Annotated in this window: 15 protein-coding genes and 1 tRNA gene; 8 read left to right on the top strand and 8 right to left on the bottom strand. The window is 34.0% G+C overall.

Annotated features, from left to right (window positions below):
• Positions 1–8 precede the first annotated feature (8 nt).
• Entirely contained in the window at positions 9–1,025 is a 1,017-nt protein-coding gene (tsaD, locus tag ACXAHM_RS17635; protein WP_474962464.1) for a tRNA (adenosine(37)-N6)-threonylcarbamoyltransferase complex transferase subunit TsaD, read from the bottom strand.
• Between the two features lie 108 nt (positions 1,026–1,133).
• Here tsaD and ACXAHM_RS17630 point away from each other — a divergent pair, with 108 nt between their 5' ends.
• Complete coding sequence (locus tag ACXAHM_RS17630; protein WP_474962462.1) at positions 1,134–1,583, top strand: hypothetical protein; 450 nt, start codon at positions 1,134–1,136, stop codon at positions 1,581–1,583.
• A 115-nt stretch (positions 1,584–1,698) separates the two neighbouring features.
• Here ACXAHM_RS17630 and ACXAHM_RS17625 read toward each other — a convergent pair whose 3' ends face one another.
• The 7 genes from ACXAHM_RS17625 to ACXAHM_RS17595 all read right to left on the bottom strand — a co-directional run bounded on the left by ACXAHM_RS17625 (position 1,699) and on the right by ACXAHM_RS17595 (position 9,058).
• On the bottom strand, positions 1,699–3,876 hold the full coding sequence (locus ACXAHM_RS17625; RefSeq protein WP_474962460.1) for a S46 family peptidase: 2,178 nt from the start codon (positions 3,874–3,876) through the stop codon (positions 1,699–1,701).
• Between the two features lie 116 nt (positions 3,877–3,992).
• On the bottom strand, positions 3,993–5,096 hold the full coding sequence (gene lepB / locus ACXAHM_RS17620) for a signal peptidase I (RefSeq protein ID WP_474962457.1): 1,104 nt from the start codon (positions 5,094–5,096) through the stop codon (positions 3,993–3,995).
• Positions 5,097–5,119: 23 nt separating this feature from the next.
• Positions 5,120–5,845, bottom strand: coding sequence for a 4-hydroxy-tetrahydrodipicolinate reductase (gene dapB, locus ACXAHM_RS17615; RefSeq protein ID WP_474962452.1), 726 nt, complete (start codon positions 5,843–5,845; stop codon positions 5,120–5,122).
• Between the two features lie 8 nt (positions 5,846–5,853).
• Entirely contained in the window at positions 5,854–6,567 is a 714-nt protein-coding gene (locus ACXAHM_RS17610) for a DUF5683 domain-containing protein (RefSeq protein WP_474962449.1), read from the bottom strand.
• Entirely contained in the window at positions 6,568–7,518 is a 951-nt protein-coding gene (locus tag ACXAHM_RS17605; protein ID WP_474962447.1) for a ParB/RepB/Spo0J family partition protein, read from the bottom strand.
• 38 nt (positions 7,519–7,556) lie between these two features.
• Positions 7,557–8,336, bottom strand: a complete 780-nt coding sequence (locus tag ACXAHM_RS17600; RefSeq protein WP_474962445.1) for a ParA family protein — start codon at positions 8,334–8,336, stop codon at positions 7,557–7,559.
• 80 nt (positions 8,337–8,416) lie between these two features.
• Positions 8,417–9,058, bottom strand: a complete 642-nt coding sequence (locus ACXAHM_RS17595) for a polysaccharide deacetylase family protein (RefSeq protein WP_474962443.1) — start codon at positions 9,056–9,058, stop codon at positions 8,417–8,419.
• Between the two features lie 448 nt (positions 9,059–9,506).
• On the opposite strand from ACXAHM_RS17595, the gene ACXAHM_RS17590 reads away from it, so the two are divergent.
• The 7 genes from ACXAHM_RS17590 (at position 9,507) to ACXAHM_RS17560 (ending at position 17,199) form a co-directional block, all read left to right on the top strand.
• A complete protein-coding gene (locus tag ACXAHM_RS17590) occupies positions 9,507–10,403 on the top strand; it encodes a branched-chain amino acid transaminase (protein ID WP_474962441.1) in 897 nt (298 codons plus the stop codon).
• Positions 10,404–10,440: 37 nt separating this feature from the next.
• Positions 10,441–12,123, top strand: a complete 1,683-nt coding sequence (ilvD, locus tag ACXAHM_RS17585; RefSeq protein WP_474962439.1) for a dihydroxy-acid dehydratase — start codon at positions 10,441–10,443, stop codon at positions 12,121–12,123.
• A gap of 33 nt (positions 12,124–12,156) precedes the next feature.
• Positions 12,157–13,899: a biosynthetic-type acetolactate synthase large subunit gene (gene ilvB / locus ACXAHM_RS17580; RefSeq protein ID WP_474962437.1), complete on the top strand. Its 1,743-nt coding sequence runs from the start codon at positions 12,157–12,159 to the stop codon at positions 13,897–13,899.
• Positions 13,900–13,911: 12 nt separating this feature from the next.
• Entirely contained in the window at positions 13,912–14,454 is a 543-nt protein-coding gene (ilvN, locus tag ACXAHM_RS17575) for an acetolactate synthase small subunit (protein WP_474962434.1), read from the top strand.
• A gap of 61 nt (positions 14,455–14,515) precedes the next feature.
• Positions 14,516–15,580 carry a ketol-acid reductoisomerase gene (ilvC, locus tag ACXAHM_RS17570; protein ID WP_474962431.1) on the top strand — a complete coding sequence of 355 codons (1,065 nt, stop codon included), beginning with the start codon at positions 14,516–14,518 and terminating at the stop codon, positions 15,578–15,580.
• Between the two features lie 122 nt (positions 15,581–15,702).
• Positions 15,703–16,971, top strand: coding sequence for a threonine ammonia-lyase IlvA (ilvA, locus tag ACXAHM_RS17565; RefSeq protein WP_474962428.1), 1,269 nt, complete (start codon positions 15,703–15,705; stop codon positions 16,969–16,971).
• Positions 16,972–17,122: 151 nt separating this feature from the next.
• Positions 17,123–17,199: transfer RNA gene (locus ACXAHM_RS17560), tRNA-Asp, on the top strand.
• Positions 17,200–17,211 lie beyond the last annotated feature (12 nt).

The following is a 17,211-nucleotide window of genomic DNA, read 5'->3' as shown; positions in this document are numbered from 1 at the left end:
ATTATTTTTTATTTTGAACCAGAAAATTTCATTCTAGGATTTGGTGAAGTTGAAAGCTTTTCAAAATCACCACCTTCATATTGATAATGAGCAGCCATTGCGATCATTGCAGCATTATCTGTACAATGTTCAAATTCCGGAATAAATACATTCCATCCTAATTTTTTTCCTTCTGATAACAAAGTCTCGCGTAATCCCGAATTAGCAGAAACTCCACCTGCAATTCCAATTTCTTTGATCCCTAGTTCTTTTGCAGCTTTTTTCAATTTCTTCATTAAAATATTAATTAAAGTAAATTGAATACTTGCACATAAATCAGCTTTATTTTTCTCAACGAAATCTGGATCTTTTTGTGATTCCTTTCTTAAAAAGTTCAAGAAAGCAGTCTTAATACCACTAAATGAAAAATTGTAATCTGGAATATTTACATTAGGGAATTTAAATTTCTGAGGGTCTCCATCTTTCGCAAACTTGTCAATTAATGGCCCTCCAGGATAATCTAATCCCATTATTTTGGCTGTTTTATCAAAAGCTTCTCCAACTGCATCATCAATTGTTTCTCCAACAACCTCCATTTCAAGTGGTGATTTTACTACCACTAATTGAGTATGTCCTCCACTAACCGTTAAACAAAGAAATGGAAACTGAGGTTTAGGATCATCAATAAAATGAGCAAGAATATGAGCTTGCATATGATTGACACCAATAAGAGGCTTATTTAATGCCATTGCCATTCCTTTTGCAAATGAAGTTCCCACCAAAAGAGCTCCCAATAACCCAGGTCCTTTTGTAAAAGCTATTGCATCTAGATCAGATTTACTTATATTCGCTTCACTAAGTGCTTCACTGACTACAGGTAAAATATTCTTCTGATGTGCTCTCGAAGCCAACTCAGGAACTACACCTCCAAATTTTTGGTGTATTTCTTGCGTAGAAACTATATTACTAAGGATAGTACCATTTTTTACAACTGCTGCAGAGGTTTCATCACATGAAGACTCAATAGCTAATATTATTCCACTCATTGTATATAATCTTTGTCAATACGATTTACAAAATTACATTACTTGAAGGGAATTTTCTTAATAAAAAGAGAACCATTAACGACAAATTATTTTTTTTATAATAAAAGGATGAGTTTACATACAAAAACAGAGGAACTATACACTCACTATAATTCATTGAATAATGTTGAGCTTTCTAGAGAACATTTTCAAACACTTTTTATTTATTTTCCTTGCTTATTGATTGTGGCTTCAGATGGGGTAGTGGATGAAGAGGAGTGGGTATTTGTAAAATACCTAGCAAAATTTATGGCTGAAGGTTATAAAAGCTCTTTGACCAGAACTGAATTAGAAAATTTACAAAAAGTTTATTTCAATGAATTGGAATACTTGATCAAAACATTAGATCAGTGGAAAGATCCATTTCTAGATACATTAAAAAGTTATTTAGAGCAAAATGATGATGAGAAAGATGATATCTTGGATATTTTGACACTATTTGCTGAGGCTTCTGAAGGAATTAATGATGAGGAAGAAGAGGCTATTGAAGAAATTTCAGCGAGATTGAACCTAGAATAATGAATAGGATATATATTGTTAAGTCCTGTTTATAAAGTTTTTAAGTCAGGGTTTTGAATATGAAAAAAGGGATTAAACTCAAATGTTTAATCCCTTTTTGATTGTGAAGTGACTTCTATTTTTTTACTAGAGTCATTTCTTCAATCAATCGAGGACACTCTCCGTATTTATCTACAACGAATAATACATATCGAATATCAACGATAATATTTCTACATTTCACTGGATCAAACATTAAGTCTGACATTGTTGATTCCCATGTTCTATCAAAGTTAATACCGATCAATTGACCTTCAGCATTAATTACTGGAGAACCAGAGTTACCTCCTGTAGTGTGATTTGAACCTGTAAGACAAACCATCATTTTATCATCCTCTCCATATTGTCCGTAATCTTTATTTTTATACAGATCCATTAGTTTTTGAGGAACATAAAATTCATGAGTTTTAGGAACATCAGTACGTCTCTTTTCCATTACACCTTCCAATGTAGTGTAGTATTTATAATCAACACCATCTCTTGGTTCTGACCCTTCAATTTTACCATAAGTTACTCTAAGAGTACTATTAGCATCAGACCAGTATTTTTTACTAGCACCTTTTACATTGGCAACATATTCTCTATTTGGGAAAACTTCTTGAAGTGCTTTTACATAGGTACGCATTGATAAATCTATTTCTTCACTCAACCTTTTGTATTCAGGAGCAATTTTATTTAAATAGATTTGATTGATCTCTTTACCAATTTGAAATGCTGGATCTTTACTAATTTTTTTGAAAATACTTTCAGGAGACCCTTCTAATAGAGCCATTAATTTTTCTTCATTTACAAAAATACTCTTCTTGTAAACAGTATTTGCCAATTTTTGGAAATCATTCTTAGCTTTGGCAGAAGCAAATGAAGAGGGTAAAAATTCAGTTGCAATAGCCTCAGAATACATTTGTGAAGCAGATACGAATACTTCTTTGTCTGTCGCTAAATCAAAGTTTTTGAAATATGCCTTTGTACTTCCTTTTAATCTTGATAGCTTTTGTTCAAATTCAGGGGTGCCAGCTCCTTCCTGAAGAATACTAAAACCTAATGCAAAACGTAAAATTTCAGGACCGTAGTACAGTTCTTCAATGTATAAATCTCTACCTAATTGATATTTTTCAATTTGCTCAAACTCTTCTTGGAATTTAGAAAGTAAACTTTCATATTCTTTATTCCCTTTTACTGCATCAGCAAACATTTTTTCTTGCTCTTCTTTTTTCTGAATAGCATCAAGTCGTTTTAAGCCTTTACTTTCACCAATCCATTTTTTGTAAGCATTGGCAACTCTTGCCTTTTTTGCAGAATATTTAATACGAACACCATCATCTGTAGCCATATTCTTATCATAAATTTCTATCGTTTTTTCACGCATAGCAATTTTGATAGGATTAGAAACACTTACTGTGTAATCAACACCTTCAGAAGGTAAATATTGTTTTGTTCTTCCAGGGAAGCCATAAACCATTGTAAAATCATCTGGTTTTACTCCATTTAACGAAATAGGGAAGTGGTATTTTGGAGTGTAAGGAACATTGTCCTCAGAATATTCAGCAGGATTTCCATCTTTGTCAGCATAGATTCTGAAAATAGAGAAATCACCAGTATGACGTGGCCAAACCCAGTTGTCTGTATCTCCTCCAAATTTACCTATTGATGAAGGTGGAGCAAATACTAAACGAATATCTTTAAAAGTTTCCATGACAAACATATAGTACTCATTACCATAGAAAAAAGGCTTAATGATATAATCATAATGTGTATCTTTAACTGCTTTATCTCCAACATTTTTTATGTTTTCTTTGATGATTTCTTGACGTTCTTCTTCAGAGATATCTTCTTTCACACCAGATAAAATGTCTTTTGTAACATCTTCAATTCTTACAACAAAACTCACAGTTAAACCTGAGTTTGGTAATTCTTCACCAAAAGATTGAGCTGCAAACCCATCCGTTAATAAATCATTTTCAACGGTAGAATGAGATTGAATTTGACCATATCCACAGTGATGATTTGTAAGAATTAAACCTTTATTAGAAACAACTTCTCCAGTACATCCTCTACCAAACCAAACCACAGCATCTTTCATACTCGATTTGTTTACAGAATAGATGTCTTCTGCTGTTAATTTAAATCCGTTGGCTTGCATATCTTCTTCATTAAGTTTTTGAAGAAGAGACGGTAACCACATTCCTTCATGTGCAAAGGCAGAGAATGGAGCCAATACACAAGTTATTAGAATAATGTGTAAGTATTTTTTCATTCTTATTTAGATAAGTGTTTATAATATATATGGTAATAAAAAATGCCGAAGAAGATAAATCGACTTCGGCAAATTTGGTATTTTTCTCTGACTCCTAAAATGAGAGGAGTCATTTTTTAGTCAATGAAATTAAAAATTCTATTCCATCTAATCAGTGAAGCATCTGGATTTCTGTCCATAGACATCCATACCATTACAGCTTTACCGATAATATGATCTTCAGGAACATAACCCCAATATCTAGAATCAAGAGAGTTATGTCTGTTATCACCCATCATAAAATAGTAATCTTGTTGTATAGTATAAGTTTCTTGAACTTGACCACCAATATATAATTGACCATTTTTGAATTGAGCATTTTCGTTATCCTCATACGTTGTGATAATTGCCTTGTATTGAGACCAATTATCTTTTGTAATTGTAATAACATCACCTTCTTTAGGGATATATAAAGGTCCGAAGTTATCAATACTCCATTGATTACTTGCTTTTTGAGGGAAAACAGAAGGATCTTTAGGAGCATAAATTTTCTCTACACTTTCAATAAAATCCAATTTTCTTAATTCTTCTGCAGTATGTCCTGGAAGCATTGCTTGATAAGTAAACTTACCTTCTGGACCAGGTCCCATCAGTAATTTATAATGAGCAATGTTATATTGATCATAAGAGTAGACATTGTATTTCTCCAATACTCTTTTACCAATTTGAGATTTAGCAACAATTCTATATTGTGTTTCACTATCTTCTGGTACTTCTACTCGGTTACCATTAATGAAAACTTCTTGGTTTTTGATTTGAATAGTATCACCTGCAATACCAATACATCTCTTAATGTAATTAAGCTTCATATCAGAGGGAAATCCTTTTTCAGCAGGGTAATTAAATACTACTACATCATTGTTTTCTACATCTGTAAAACCAGGAAGTCTAAATTGTGGTAATTGAATCCAATCTAAGAAAGAAGGAATATTTGTACCCCAAATTGTTTGATGTGTAAGAGGTAATTGCAAAATAGTCTTAGGAGTTCTAGGACCATAATGTACTTTACTTACAAATAGATAATCTCCAACTAATAAAGATTTCTCCATTGAAGAAGTTGGGATAGTAAAAGCTTCAAAAGCCGCCCATCTAATCAATGTTGCTGCAATAACTGCAAATATTAATGCGTCCGTCCATTCTTGAACGACACCTTTTTTCTTTTTTTCTTTTTTCTTAAACATGATGAGATTAAAATCAGATTTAATTATAATGATAACATGTCCTGCATTCCAAAAATACCTTCTCTTTGGTATAACCATTCACCAGCAAGGACGGCTCCTAAAGCAAATCCTTTTCTAGAAAATGCAGTGTGCTTGATATCAATTTGGTCAATCTCAGAAGTATATGAAATTTCATGAGTACCGGGAACATTTGGCTCTCTTAACGCTTCAATTTCAATACCATTATTTACAGCTTCATCTTCACCTTTTAAAGTCCATTTATCAATGCCTTCAAAGTTTTCAATGACACCTTCTGCTAATGTAATTGCAGTTCCTGAAGGAGCATCTAACTTTTGAGTGTGATGAATTTCAACCATAGATGATTTATATTCTGCATTGAAAGCACTCATCATTTTGGCTAATTTTTTATTTAACTCAAAAAAGATATTTACACCTAAACTATAATTTGAGGCATAAAAGAAAGCTGTTTTATTTTCTTTCGTTGTTGCTTCTACTACTTCTTTTTGTTTTAACCAACCTGTAGTACCAGATACAACTCTAATTCCTTTGTCTAAACATTTTTTGATATTGGTATAGGCAGCACTTGGTTGAGTAAATTCAATAGCTACATCAACAGTTGAAGGATCAATAGTATCTAAATCAGATGCATTGTCCTTATCAATAATAGCTGTAATTGAATGTCCTCTTTCCTTTAATATCTCTTCAATGGTTTTACCCATTTTACCATAACCAATTAATATAAAATTCATTTGAAAGTTTATTTTGAATTTAAATTTAATGAAACTGTCATTCCTACAGCAGGTAAACCACTATAGGGATCCGTAATCGCAGCTGGCTTTATTTTTAAAGATAAATCTTCACTAATATCATAGTATTTTAAGTGTTGATCTACTGCAGCATCTAAAGCACCTAATAAATACCACATACAACCTACAATAATCATAAAATCTCGATCCCTTCTGAAGTTATCTTTACGTCTATCTAAATTATCTTCTGTAAGATTTCTATATTGTTCAGGAATCAAGATGTCATTTGTAGGATCATTATCAGCTTTATAAGCTAACCAATGACTACTTTCTATGTAGTTATTATGGTTAAACTGAATAAAGTACCCAAATACAGCCATACCACCATATAAAATAGGTACTTTCCAAAGTTTACCATTATATATCTGTCCTAAACCAGGAACAGCAATGGAATAAAAAGCAGCTTTAGTAGGCTCTGATAAGTATTGATACTGCTTTTTTTTCTTCTTCTTTTTTGCCTCTTGATCAATATGGTTGGGAACTGCAGAAATAGAGGATAATGAATCAATTGACCTCTTATTTCTTTCTTCCGCTGTTAATCCATCATTCTCTTGAGTATTGTCTGTCTTTTTTGTTGGTTCTTGTGCATATACAATAGTTGACCCAAAAAATAGAAACAGTAGAGTAATGATAAAAAAAGTAATATTTTGTTGCTTTTGGAGCATTTAGTGCGTCTTTAATATATCCAAGATACGGTTGAGGTCTTCAATGGATTGATATGGAATGTTTATCTCACCCTTTCCGTCATCCGCATTTTTAATTTTGATCTGAGTTCCAAAGTGTGTAGAAAGATCTCTTTGAAGTCTGCTAAATTCAAAATCTAAAGGCTCTTTTTTATTTTTAGCTTTACTACTTAAAGGATCTTTACCTTGAATAATTTCTCTAACTAAGTTTTCTGTTTTTCTAACAGATAATTCGCTTTTTACAACAGTATCATACAATGCAAGTTGAACTTCAATGCTATTTACATTCACTAATGCTCTTGCATGACCCATTGAAATAATTCCTTGACGTAGACCTGTCTGAATTTCAGGTGGTAATTTTAATAATCGAAGGTAATTAGCAACAGTTGAACGTTTTTTACCGACTCTATCTCCAAGTTCTTCTTGCTTTAAGTTACATTCTGCTACTAACCTTTGATATGATATCGCCACCTCAATAGGATTAAGATCTTCTCTTTGGATATTCTCAATCAAGGCCATTTCTAGCATCTGAGTATCATTGGCTCCTTTAATGTATGCAGGGATTTTTTCTAATCCTGCCATCTTAGAAGCACGCCAACGACGTTCACCAGAAATAATTTGATATTGATTTTCAGTTAATTTTCTAACTGTAATCGGTTGTATTATACCCTGTACTCTAATAGAATCGGCAAGTTCCTTCAATGCATCATCTTGAAATTCAAGACGCGGTTGAAAAGGATTTCGTTCGATATGATCAATTGAAATCTCATCAAGTTTCTCAACAACATTTACATTTACCACTTCATTTTCTGGTTCTTTGGTAGGTTGAGGGGCACTTGATTCTGTTTTTTTACTATCACCAAGGATGGCACCTAGACCTTTTCCTAGAGCTTTTCTTTTTTTCAAAGTCTTTTTTTCTGAATTATCAGGCATAATATCGCCAATATCAAAGGTTATAAAATAAGATGACGTTAAGCTTTAACAGGGATCTTATTTTTCTTAATAATTTCTTGAGCTAAGTTTAGGTAGCAAACAGCACCTTTACTCACAGCGTCATGAGCAATTACAGGCACACCAAATGATGGTGCCTCACTCAATTTAATATTTCTCGGGATAATTACATCAAATACTAAGTCGTTTAAGTGCTTTTTAACTTCTTCAACAACCTGATTTGATAATCTTAATCTTGTGTCGTACATCGTCATCAAAATACCCTCAATTAATAAATTAGGGTTTAATCTTGATTGGATTAGCTTTACAGTATTTAATAATTTGTCAAGACCTTCCAATGCATAAAACTCACATTGAACAGGTACAATTACTGAATCTGCAGCTGTTAATGCATTTACTGTAATTAAACCTAATGATGGAGAACAATCAATAATAATAAAGTCATAAGAGTCTTTGATTTGCTCCAATGCTTTTAACATTCTTGTTTCTCTATCTTCAATATCGATCATTTCTATTTCAGCACCCACTAAATCAATGTGTGATGGAATAATATCCAAATAATCGTATTCTGAATTTATAATAATATCTTCTACATTGATGTCTTCCACCATGCAGTTGTAAATACTTTTTCTTTCTTCTTTAGGATCTAAATTTAATCCCGAAGTGGAGTTTGCTTGCGGATCAGCGTCAACTAAAAGAGTATTGTATTCCATTGCAGCAAAACTAGCGGCAAGGTTTACGGCAGTGGTTGTTTTACCAACGCCCCCTTTTTGATTGGCGACTGCTATAATTTTTCCCATCGATATCTCTTTTCTAAATTTTGTTTTAACTACAAATATAGTTTTAATTCACGCACAAATAAAAAAACTACACGTTTAATTCAAAGTGAGTGAAACTCAAAGCCTAAATTTGTGAAATGTTCAAGATATTTGGGTAAAACATACCTTAAATTTTTTTCAGCTTTGATACTATCATGAAAAACGATAATTGAACCGTTTTCAGTATTTTTAATAGCTGCTTTTAAGCAATTTTCTTTTTTGTAGTTTTTATTATAGTCACGAGTAAGAACATGCCACATGATAATCTCGTAATCTTCTTTGATTTCGTTTATCATTTTTTTTCCAACTTGTCCATGTGGAGGGCGGAATAAAGGTTTTTCTTTTTCTACTTTATATAAAGGGTTCTTTTTCATCTCTATTTCACACATTTCAATATTTTTCAAATAAGTAGTTAAACTCTTTTTCCAATATTGTAAATGATTAAACGTGTGATTTCCGACACTATGCCCTTCTTGTAAAATTTGTTGATATACTTCAGGGTGTTTACGAATATTATCTCCCACACAAAAGAAGGTTGCTTTAGCATTATATAAAGCCAATTGCTCTAATACCCAAGGTGTTATTACAGGAATAGGTCCATCATCAAATGTGAGATAAATTTTACGAGAAGTACCTTCTTCTTTTTTCCATGTCAAACTAGGGAAAATTTTATTCCTGAAAATACTTCCAACTTTTTGAATCATTTTTCTAATTTTTTATTCCTTTTCTGCAAATATAACAGTTTGAAATATTGATTAGGAATAATATTTATTTCTTTGCTATTTTTTGTTTAAAAAGACATTATTATTATGAAATAACTTAAAATTACTCGTTAGGATTCGTAATTATTTATAAAAACTAACGGGGGTATTCTATATATATTTGCAAAATAAAAAGGAAGATCTTTATATTTGATGTAAACAATGATCGAAAATGTTGAAGAAAACGCAAAATATTGTCCTTATTATTAGAAAAACTATTGTCGTCCTTCTCGAAGGGAGATAATGGCAGGATCTTATTTTGCATAAATCATAATAAAGAACGGCCATTGTCAATATCCTTTTAAGTAAGATGACAATGGCTTTTTTTATAAAGAACAATTTCTAGTAATTGATTAAACAGTAGTCTTAATTTAAATAAAACTCTTCTGCCATGTTGAAATACTATGACAAGAATACAGTGATTTTCCATAATGGAGAATTTGTGAAAGCTGAAGAGGCAAAGGCTGATTTATTTTCTCAGTCATTGCACTATGGAAATGGTGTGTTTGATGCAGTAAGAGCATATGATACTGCATTAGGACCACATATTTTTAAAGCGAAAGAACATTATACTCGTTTTCTAGAAGCAGCAAAAACAATGCATCTTGAACTACCTTATAGTGTCGATGAACTCGTGGGGATTACTTATCAATTACTTGAAGAAAATGGTTTTACTGATGCATATGTTAGACCATTAGTATATGCAAGTGCTAATATGGACCTAACTCCAACAAAAACGCATAATTTATTTATTGCTGCTTGGAGATGGGATAAATTTTTAGGAAAAGACTTATTAGATATTACGATATCAAAATATACTCGCCCTAGTCCTTATTCATTTAATGTAGAAGCAAAAATATCAGGACATTATATTAATTCTATTGTTTCAATTGCAGAAGCAAAAGAAAGAGGTTTTGATGATGCTTTATTACTAGATGTTGAAGGATATGTAGCAGAAGGAACAGGTGCTAACTTCTTCTTTGAAAAAGGAGGAAAGCTTTATACTTCTCAGAAAGGGCATATCTACCCAGGAATTACAAGAAATGTAGTTTTCGGAATTGCTAAAAGTTTAGGTGTAGAAGTAATTGAAGGACAATTTAAACCAGAAGATCTAAAAGATATTGACGGAGCTTTCTTTACTGGGACTGCAGCACAAATTACAGGTATTAGTAGTATTGACAAACAACCAATGAAGAAAAATTGGGAAGATACTATTGGATGTGAAGTGTTCGAGAAATATAGACAGTTCGTTACTCAAAGCGAATATGACAATTACTCGATAATCTAATTATTGAAACTAAAAACAGACAAACGATAAAAATATTATGGCAGAGATGTTAAATAAGCATAGCCGCACAATTACTCAAGACGATACACAGCCTGCTGCTCAGGCCATGTTATATGGTATCGGTTTAACGGAAGAAGATATGAATAAACCTCAAATTGGTATTGCAAGTACTGGTTATGAGGGGAATACATGTAATATGCACTTGAACGGTTTAGCTGCAAAAGTTAAAGTTGGAGTTCAAAAGGCTGATATGGTGGGACTAGTATTTAATACTATTGGAGTAAGTGATGGTATAACAAATGGTACTATCGGTATGCGTTATTCTCTACCTTCAAGAGATATTATTGCAGACTCTGTTGAAACAGTAACAAATGGACAATTTTATGATGGTTTAATTACCGTTGTAGGTTGTGATAAAAATATGCCGGGTGCAATGATGGCAATGTGTCGTATTGATCGTCCAACTATTATGTTGTACGGTGGTACTATTGCTTCAGGGTGCTGGAAAAAGAAAAAATTAAATATTGTATCTGCTTTTGAAGCTTTAGGTGAAAAAATTGCCGGTACAATCTCAGATGAAGATTATAAAGGTGTAATCAAAAATGCTATCCCAGGTGCAGGTGCTTGTGGTGGTATGTATACAGCTAACACTATGGCTTCAGCAATTGAAGCAATGGGTATGAGTTTACCTTACTCTTCTTCTAACCCAGCAGTAAGTGAGAATAAGAGAGATGAATGTCAATTATTAGGTCCTGCAATTCGTAACTTATTAGAATTAGACCTTAAGCCTTCTGATATTTTAACTAAAGCTTCTTTCGAGAATGCATTAGCTGTAATTATGGCTTTGGGTGGTTCTACTAATGCTACATTACATATGTTGGCAATTGCAAAAGCTGCGGATGTTGAATTGACATTAGATGATATTCAAAGAGTATCAGATAAAGTACCATTCTTTGCTGATCTAAAACCTTCAGGAAAGTATTTAATGGAAGATGTATTTGCAGTAGGAGGAATTCCTGCAGTAATGAAAACACTTCTTAATTGGGGATTATTAGATGGCTCTTGTATGACTGTAACAGGTAAAACGATTGCTGAAAACTTAGCAGATGTTGATCCTTTAGGTAGTGAGCAAGATTTAATGAGACCTCAAGATAATCCAATTAAAAAGACAGGTCACTTACAAATTCTTTACGGAAACTTGGCAACAGAAGGTTCTGTCGCTAAAATTACAGGTAAAGAAGGAGAAAAATTCGTAGGTCCTGCAAAGGTTTATGATAACGAATTTGCAGTTATTGATGGTATTTCAAATGGTGAAGTATCCAAAGGTGATGTAGTTGTAATTCGTTATGAGGGTCCTAAGGGTGGTCCTGGTATGCCAGAGATGTTAAAACCAACTTCAGCAATTATGGGAGCAGGTCTTGGAAAAGATGTAGCACTTATTACTGATGGAAGATTCTCAGGTGGAACACACGGTTTTGTAGTAGGACATATTACTCCAGAAGCAGCTGTAGGTGGAAACATAGCACTATTACAAGATGGTGATATGATTACAATCGATGCAGTTACGAACAAAATCGAGGTAGCCTTATCGGATGAGGAGTTAGCAGAAAGAAGAAAATCTTGGGTTGCTCCAGAGCCGAAATTCAAAAAAGGAATTTTATACAAGTATATAAAGACAGTTTCTTCAGCATCTCAAGGTTGCGTAACTGATGAATTTTAATCAGTAATTAGAAGTAGTAAAAATTGTTTCAATATGAGTACAGCGACAAACGAAATGACACTTGAAGCGAAAGCAGAAGGTCAAAAGACACAAAGAGTAACAGGAGCGGAAGCAGTGTTAATGGCATTGCTGGAAGAAGGTGTGGATACACTCTTTGGGTACCCAGGTGGAGCGATTATGCCTGTTTATGACAAGCTCTACCATTATGAGGACAGGTTGAACCATATTCTTGTTCGTCACGAGCAAGGAGCAGCACATGCTGCTCAAGGTTATTCACGAGTCAATCATAAAGTGGGTGTCTGCGTTGCAACATCTGGTCCTGGAGCAACGAACCTAATTACTGGATTAGCAGATGCAATGATCGATTCTACTCCAATGGTAGCAATTACTGGTCAAGTAGCCTCTCATTTGTTAGGTACTGATGCATTCCAAGAAACTGACGTAGTTGGTATTTCTACTCCTGTAACAAAGTGGAATTACCAAGTAACGAAAGCTTCTGAGATTCCTGAAGCGATTGCAAAAGCATTTTATATTGCTAAAAGTGGTCGTCCAGGTCCAGTATTAATTGATATTACAAAAGATGCTCAATTCCAAGAGTTTGATTTTGAATATAAGCCTTGTACAAAAATACGTAGCTATAAACCTGTTCCAGTGGCTTCTGAGGAGTCAATAGAAGCAGCAGCAGCGTTAATAAATCAGGCTAAAAAACCATACATGTTGGTTGGTCATGGAGTAATGCTTTCAAAAGCAGAGGAAGAATTACTTGCTTTTGCTGAGAAAACAGGTATTCCAATGGCATCTACATTACTTGGTTTATCTGCTGTACCAAATGATCATCCATTATATGTGGGATATTTAGGTATGCATGGTAATTATGGTCCTAACGTGAAAACCAACGAGTGTGATTTATTAATTGCAGTGGGGATGCGTTTCGATGACCGTGTGACTGGTGATTTAAATAGATATGCAACACAAGCAAAAGTGATTCACATTGAAATTGATCCTTCAGAGATTGACAAAAATGTAAAGGCAGATGTAGCTGTTATTTCAGATGCTAAAGCTGCATTAGAAAGAATTACACCAAAGGTAAATAAAGCTTCTCATGATGAGTGGTTGGCTGAATTCCATGCTTGTGATGAGATCGAACAAAAGGAAGTGGTTGATTATGCTTTAGGCGATTCTACTGAAAAAGTAAAAATGTCTGAAGTAATTAAAATGCTTTCTGATAAAACAAATGGTGAGGCAGTAATCGTTACCGATGTTGGACAACATCAAATGGAAGCTTCTCGCTATTATGAATTTAAAATTACAGATAGTATTGTAAGTTCTGGTGGTTTGGGTACTATGGGATTCGCATTGCCAGCAGCATTAGGTGCAGCAATTGGAGCACCAGATAGAACAGTAGTTTCTATTTCTGGGGATGGTGGTTACCAAATGACTGTACAAGAACTAGGTACTATTTTCCAATACAAAATTCCTGTGAAAATTCTAGTATTGAACAATAGCTTCTTAGGTATGGTTCGTCAATGGCAGGAATTATTCTTTGATAGAAGATACTCTTTTACAGAAATGGTAAATCCTGATTTTGTAAAATTAGCAGAATCATATTATATCAAAGCTGACAAATCTGACTCAAGAGAAGAATTGAGTGAGAAAATGGATACTTGGTTAAATACTGAGGGTCCTTCATTCTTGGAAGTTGTTGTAGAAAAGGAATCAAATGTATTCCCTATGATACCGACAGGAGAATCAGTTTCAAATGTTCGTTTGAAGTAAAAAAATTAGATTATGGAAAAGCAAAGATTCACATTATCCATTTTTACAGAGAACGTAGTAGGTTTAACGAACCGTATCTCCATCATCTTCACAAGAAGAAAAATCAATATTGAAAGCTTGACTACTTCAGCTTCAGAGATTGAAAATGTTCACCGTTTTACGATAGTATTCTATTCAGATTGTAAAGAATCAGCGGAAAAGGTGGCAAAGCAAATCGAGAAGCAAATTGATGTAGTTCGTTGTTTCCTTTATGAAGATAGCGAAACGATCTATCAAGAAGTAGCTTTATATAAAGTAGCTGTGGATAATCTTAAAGATACTGATGCAGTTGAAGGAATTGTCAGAAGGAACCATGCTAGAATTCTAGCGGCAAAAGCTGATTTCCTTGTGATTGAAAAAACAGGTCACGAAGAAGAAACACATGCTTTGTATGAAGAGCTAAAACCTTATGGTCTATTACAATTTGGACGCTCTGGTCGAATTTCTCTTTCAAAGGAAAGACAAGAGATTAGTGCTTTACTTGCAGAATACGATCAAGAGGATGCGATTGTGTAAGGTCACAGACCTTTAAAAAAATAAAAACTTTCAAACTAAGAGAACACAAATATTTATTATTATGGCAGAGATTAATTTCGGAGGAGTAGTTGAGAACGTTGTAATGCGTGAAGAATTTCCATTAACAAAAGCTCAGGAAGTTCTAAAAGAAGAAACTATTGCAGTTATCGGTTATGGTGTACAAGGACCTGGTCAAGCTCAAAATATGAGAGACAATGGTTTAAACGTTATTGTTGGACAACGTAAAGGTGGTGCATCTTGGGATAAAGCAGTAGCTGACGGATGGGTTCCAGGTGAAACTCTATTTGAAATCGGTGAAGCAGCCGAAAGAGGTACAATCATTTGTTACTTACTTTCTGATGCAGCTCAAATTTCTGTATGGCCTCAATTAAAAGAGAAACTTACTCCAGGTAAAGCTCTTTATTTCTCACACGGTTTCGGTGTAACTTACCACGAACGTACTGGTATTGTTCCTCCAAAAGATATCGATGTGATCTTAGTAGCTCCAAAAGGTTCAGGTACTTCTTTAAGAACTATGTTCTTAGAAGGTCGTGGTTTGAACTCTTCTTATGCTATCTATCAAGACGCTTCTGGAAATGCATATAACAGAACTATCGCTTTAGGTATTGGTGTTGGTGCTGGATATTTATTCCCAACTGACTTCAAAAAAGAGGTATTCTCTGATTTAACTGGTGAGCGTGGTTCATTAATGGGTGCAATCCAAGGTTTATTCGAAGCACAATATGATGTACTTCGTGAAAACGGTCACTCTCCATCTGAAGCATTCAATGAGACTGTTGAAGAATTAACTCAGTCATTAATGCCATTAGTAGCTAAAAATGGTATGGATTGGATGTATGCAAACTGTTCTACTACTGCTCAAAGAGGTGCATTAGATTGGAAAGACAAATTCCGTGATGCAGTTCGTCCAGTAGTTGAAGATTTATATCGTTCAGTAGCTACAGGTGAAGAAGCTCAACGTTCAATCGATACGAACTCACAACCTGATTACCGTGAGAAATTAGACGAAGAATTACGTGTATTACGTGAGTCTGAAATGTGGAGAGCAGGTGCAGCTGTAAGAGCTTTACGTCCTGAAAACCAAGAAGTAGCTGAAGAAGTTTAATTCTTCTCTATCAAAATATACAAAAGGGATGGTTTCGGCTATCCCTTTTCCTTTTTTCATAGATAAATCAATTTATCTAGACCAATATTAACCACCTCTATTAATATCTACTGGGAATGAGCATGGCAGAAACTGAAGAAATGGTAGGTTTACCAAGTGTAGAATCAATCGTAAAAGCACATAGAACATTAAAGGATGTAGTCACTAGAACTCCTTTAATGAGAAATATGAACTTATCTGAAAGATATGAAGCAGATATCTGGTTAAAGAGAGAAGATCTTCAAATCGTACGTTCATATAAGTTGAGAGGAGCTTATAATAAGATGTCTTCTTTGACTGATGAAGAGAAAGAAAGAGGTATTGTATGTGCAAGTGCAGGCAATCACGCTCAGGGTGTTGCTTATTCATGTAAAGCTCTAGGGATTCCTGGTGTAATCTATATGCCTTCTCCAACGCCTAATCAAAAGGTAAGTCAAGTGAGGATGTGGGGGAAAGATATGGTTGAAGTAGTATTGATAGGTGATACTTTTGATGATGCTTATAATGCAGCTATGAAACGTTGTGATGAGGATGGAAAGACATTTATACATCCATTTGATGATCCAAAGGTCATCGAAGGACAAGGTACTGTTGGATTAGAAATATTGGAGGATGCAACAGATGAAATTGATTATCTAGTGATGCCAATTGGTGGTGGTGGTTTATCTTCTGGTGTAGGAAGTTATTTCACGCAAATTAGTCCTAGTACAAAATTGATTGGAGTAGAACCTGAAGGAGCTCCAGCAATGAAGGTGTCTATTGATAAAAATGAAGTTGTAACACTCCCTAAAATTGAAAAATTTGTCGACGGAGCGGCTGTACAAAGAGTTGGTGATAACACTTTTAGAATTGCAAAGCAGTTTTTAGAAGATGTTGTATTAGTACCAGAAGGAAAAGTTTGTTCTACTATTTTACGTCTATATAATGAGGATGCTATTGTAGTTGAACCAGCTGGTGCACTTTCGATTTCAGCATTAGATGCTATTAAAGATGAAATCAAAGGTAAAAAGGTAGTATGTGTAGTCAGTGGATCTAATAATGATATTGGACGTATGGAGGAGATTAAAGAAAGATCTCTTTTATATGAAGGATATAAACACTATTTCATGGTAAGATTCCCTCAAAGAGCAGGTGCTTTAAGAGAGTTCTTAGCAGAAGTTTTAGGACCAAATGATGATATTGTTCACTTTGAATATACTAAGAAAGTGAACAGAGAGAAGGCACCAGCTATTGTTGGAATTGAAGTGAAATACCCTTCAGACTTCGATAGTTTGACGGAAAGAATGAGAGAAGGTGGTTACAAATTTGAACTTCTCAATGAAAATCAAGATATGTTTAACTTTTTGATTTGATTTTTAATTATTAAATCAATCTTGTAAATCAATGGCTTATGATTTTATTAAGATAAAATTACAATTTAGATTCGCCTAAGGCTTGTATAATCCAAATCAAGGGTGCATATTTGCATCGCTTTTAAGAAAAACGCCTCTTAAAAAGCGACCTGGAGCAGTAGTTCAGTTGGTTAGAATACCTGCCTGTCACGCAGGGGGTCGCGGGTTCGAGTCCCGTCTGTTCCGCCAACAAGTCTTCAT

The organism is Flammeovirga sp. AWQ4_249, assembly GCF_056161045.1.
This window is presented reverse-complemented; position numbering and strand designations above follow the sequence as displayed.

Bases quoted from the DNA above. Each gene is read 5' to 3' on its own strand.
- tsaD (WP_474962464.1), bottom strand. From the start codon at position 1,025: ATGAGTGGAATAATATTAGCTATTGAGTCTTCATGTGATGAAACCTCT.
- ilvC (WP_474962431.1), top strand. From the start codon at position 14,516: ATGGCAGAGATTAATTTCGGAGGAGTAGTTGAGAACGTTGTAATGCGT.
- dapB (WP_474962452.1), bottom strand. From the start codon at position 5,845: ATGAATTTTATATTAATTGGTTATGGTAAAATGGGTAAAACCATTGAA.
- ACXAHM_RS17595 (WP_474962443.1), bottom strand. From the start codon at position 9,058: ATGATTCAAAAAGTTGGAAGTATTTTCAGGAATAAAATTTTCCCTAGT.
- ACXAHM_RS17590 (WP_474962441.1), top strand. From the start codon at position 9,507: ATGTTGAAATACTATGACAAGAATACAGTGATTTTCCATAATGGAGAA.
- ACXAHM_RS17610 (WP_474962449.1), bottom strand. From the start codon at position 6,567: ATGCTCCAAAAGCAACAAAATATTACTTTTTTTATCATTACTCTACTG.
- ilvN (WP_474962434.1), top strand. From the start codon at position 13,912: ATGGAAAAGCAAAGATTCACATTATCCATTTTTACAGAGAACGTAGTA.
- ACXAHM_RS17600 (WP_474962445.1), bottom strand. From the start codon at position 8,336: ATGGGAAAAATTATAGCAGTCGCCAATCAAAAAGGGGGCGTTGGTAAA.
- ilvA (WP_474962428.1), top strand. From the start codon at position 15,703: ATGGCAGAAACTGAAGAAATGGTAGGTTTACCAAGTGTAGAATCAATC.
- ilvD (WP_474962439.1), top strand. From the start codon at position 10,441: ATGGCAGAGATGTTAAATAAGCATAGCCGCACAATTACTCAAGACGAT.
- lepB (WP_474962457.1), bottom strand. From the start codon at position 5,096: ATGTTTAAGAAAAAAGAAAAAAAGAAAAAAGGTGTCGTTCAAGAATGG.
- ACXAHM_RS17605 (WP_474962447.1), bottom strand. From the start codon at position 7,518: ATGCCTGATAATTCAGAAAAAAAGACTTTGAAAAAAAGAAAAGCTCTA.
- ACXAHM_RS17625 (WP_474962460.1), bottom strand. From the start codon at position 3,876: ATGAAAAAATACTTACACATTATTCTAATAACTTGTGTATTGGCTCCA.
- ACXAHM_RS17630 (WP_474962462.1), top strand. From the start codon at position 1,134: ATGAGTTTACATACAAAAACAGAGGAACTATACACTCACTATAATTCA.
- ilvB (WP_474962437.1), top strand. From the start codon at position 12,157: ATGAGTACAGCGACAAACGAAATGACACTTGAAGCGAAAGCAGAAGGT.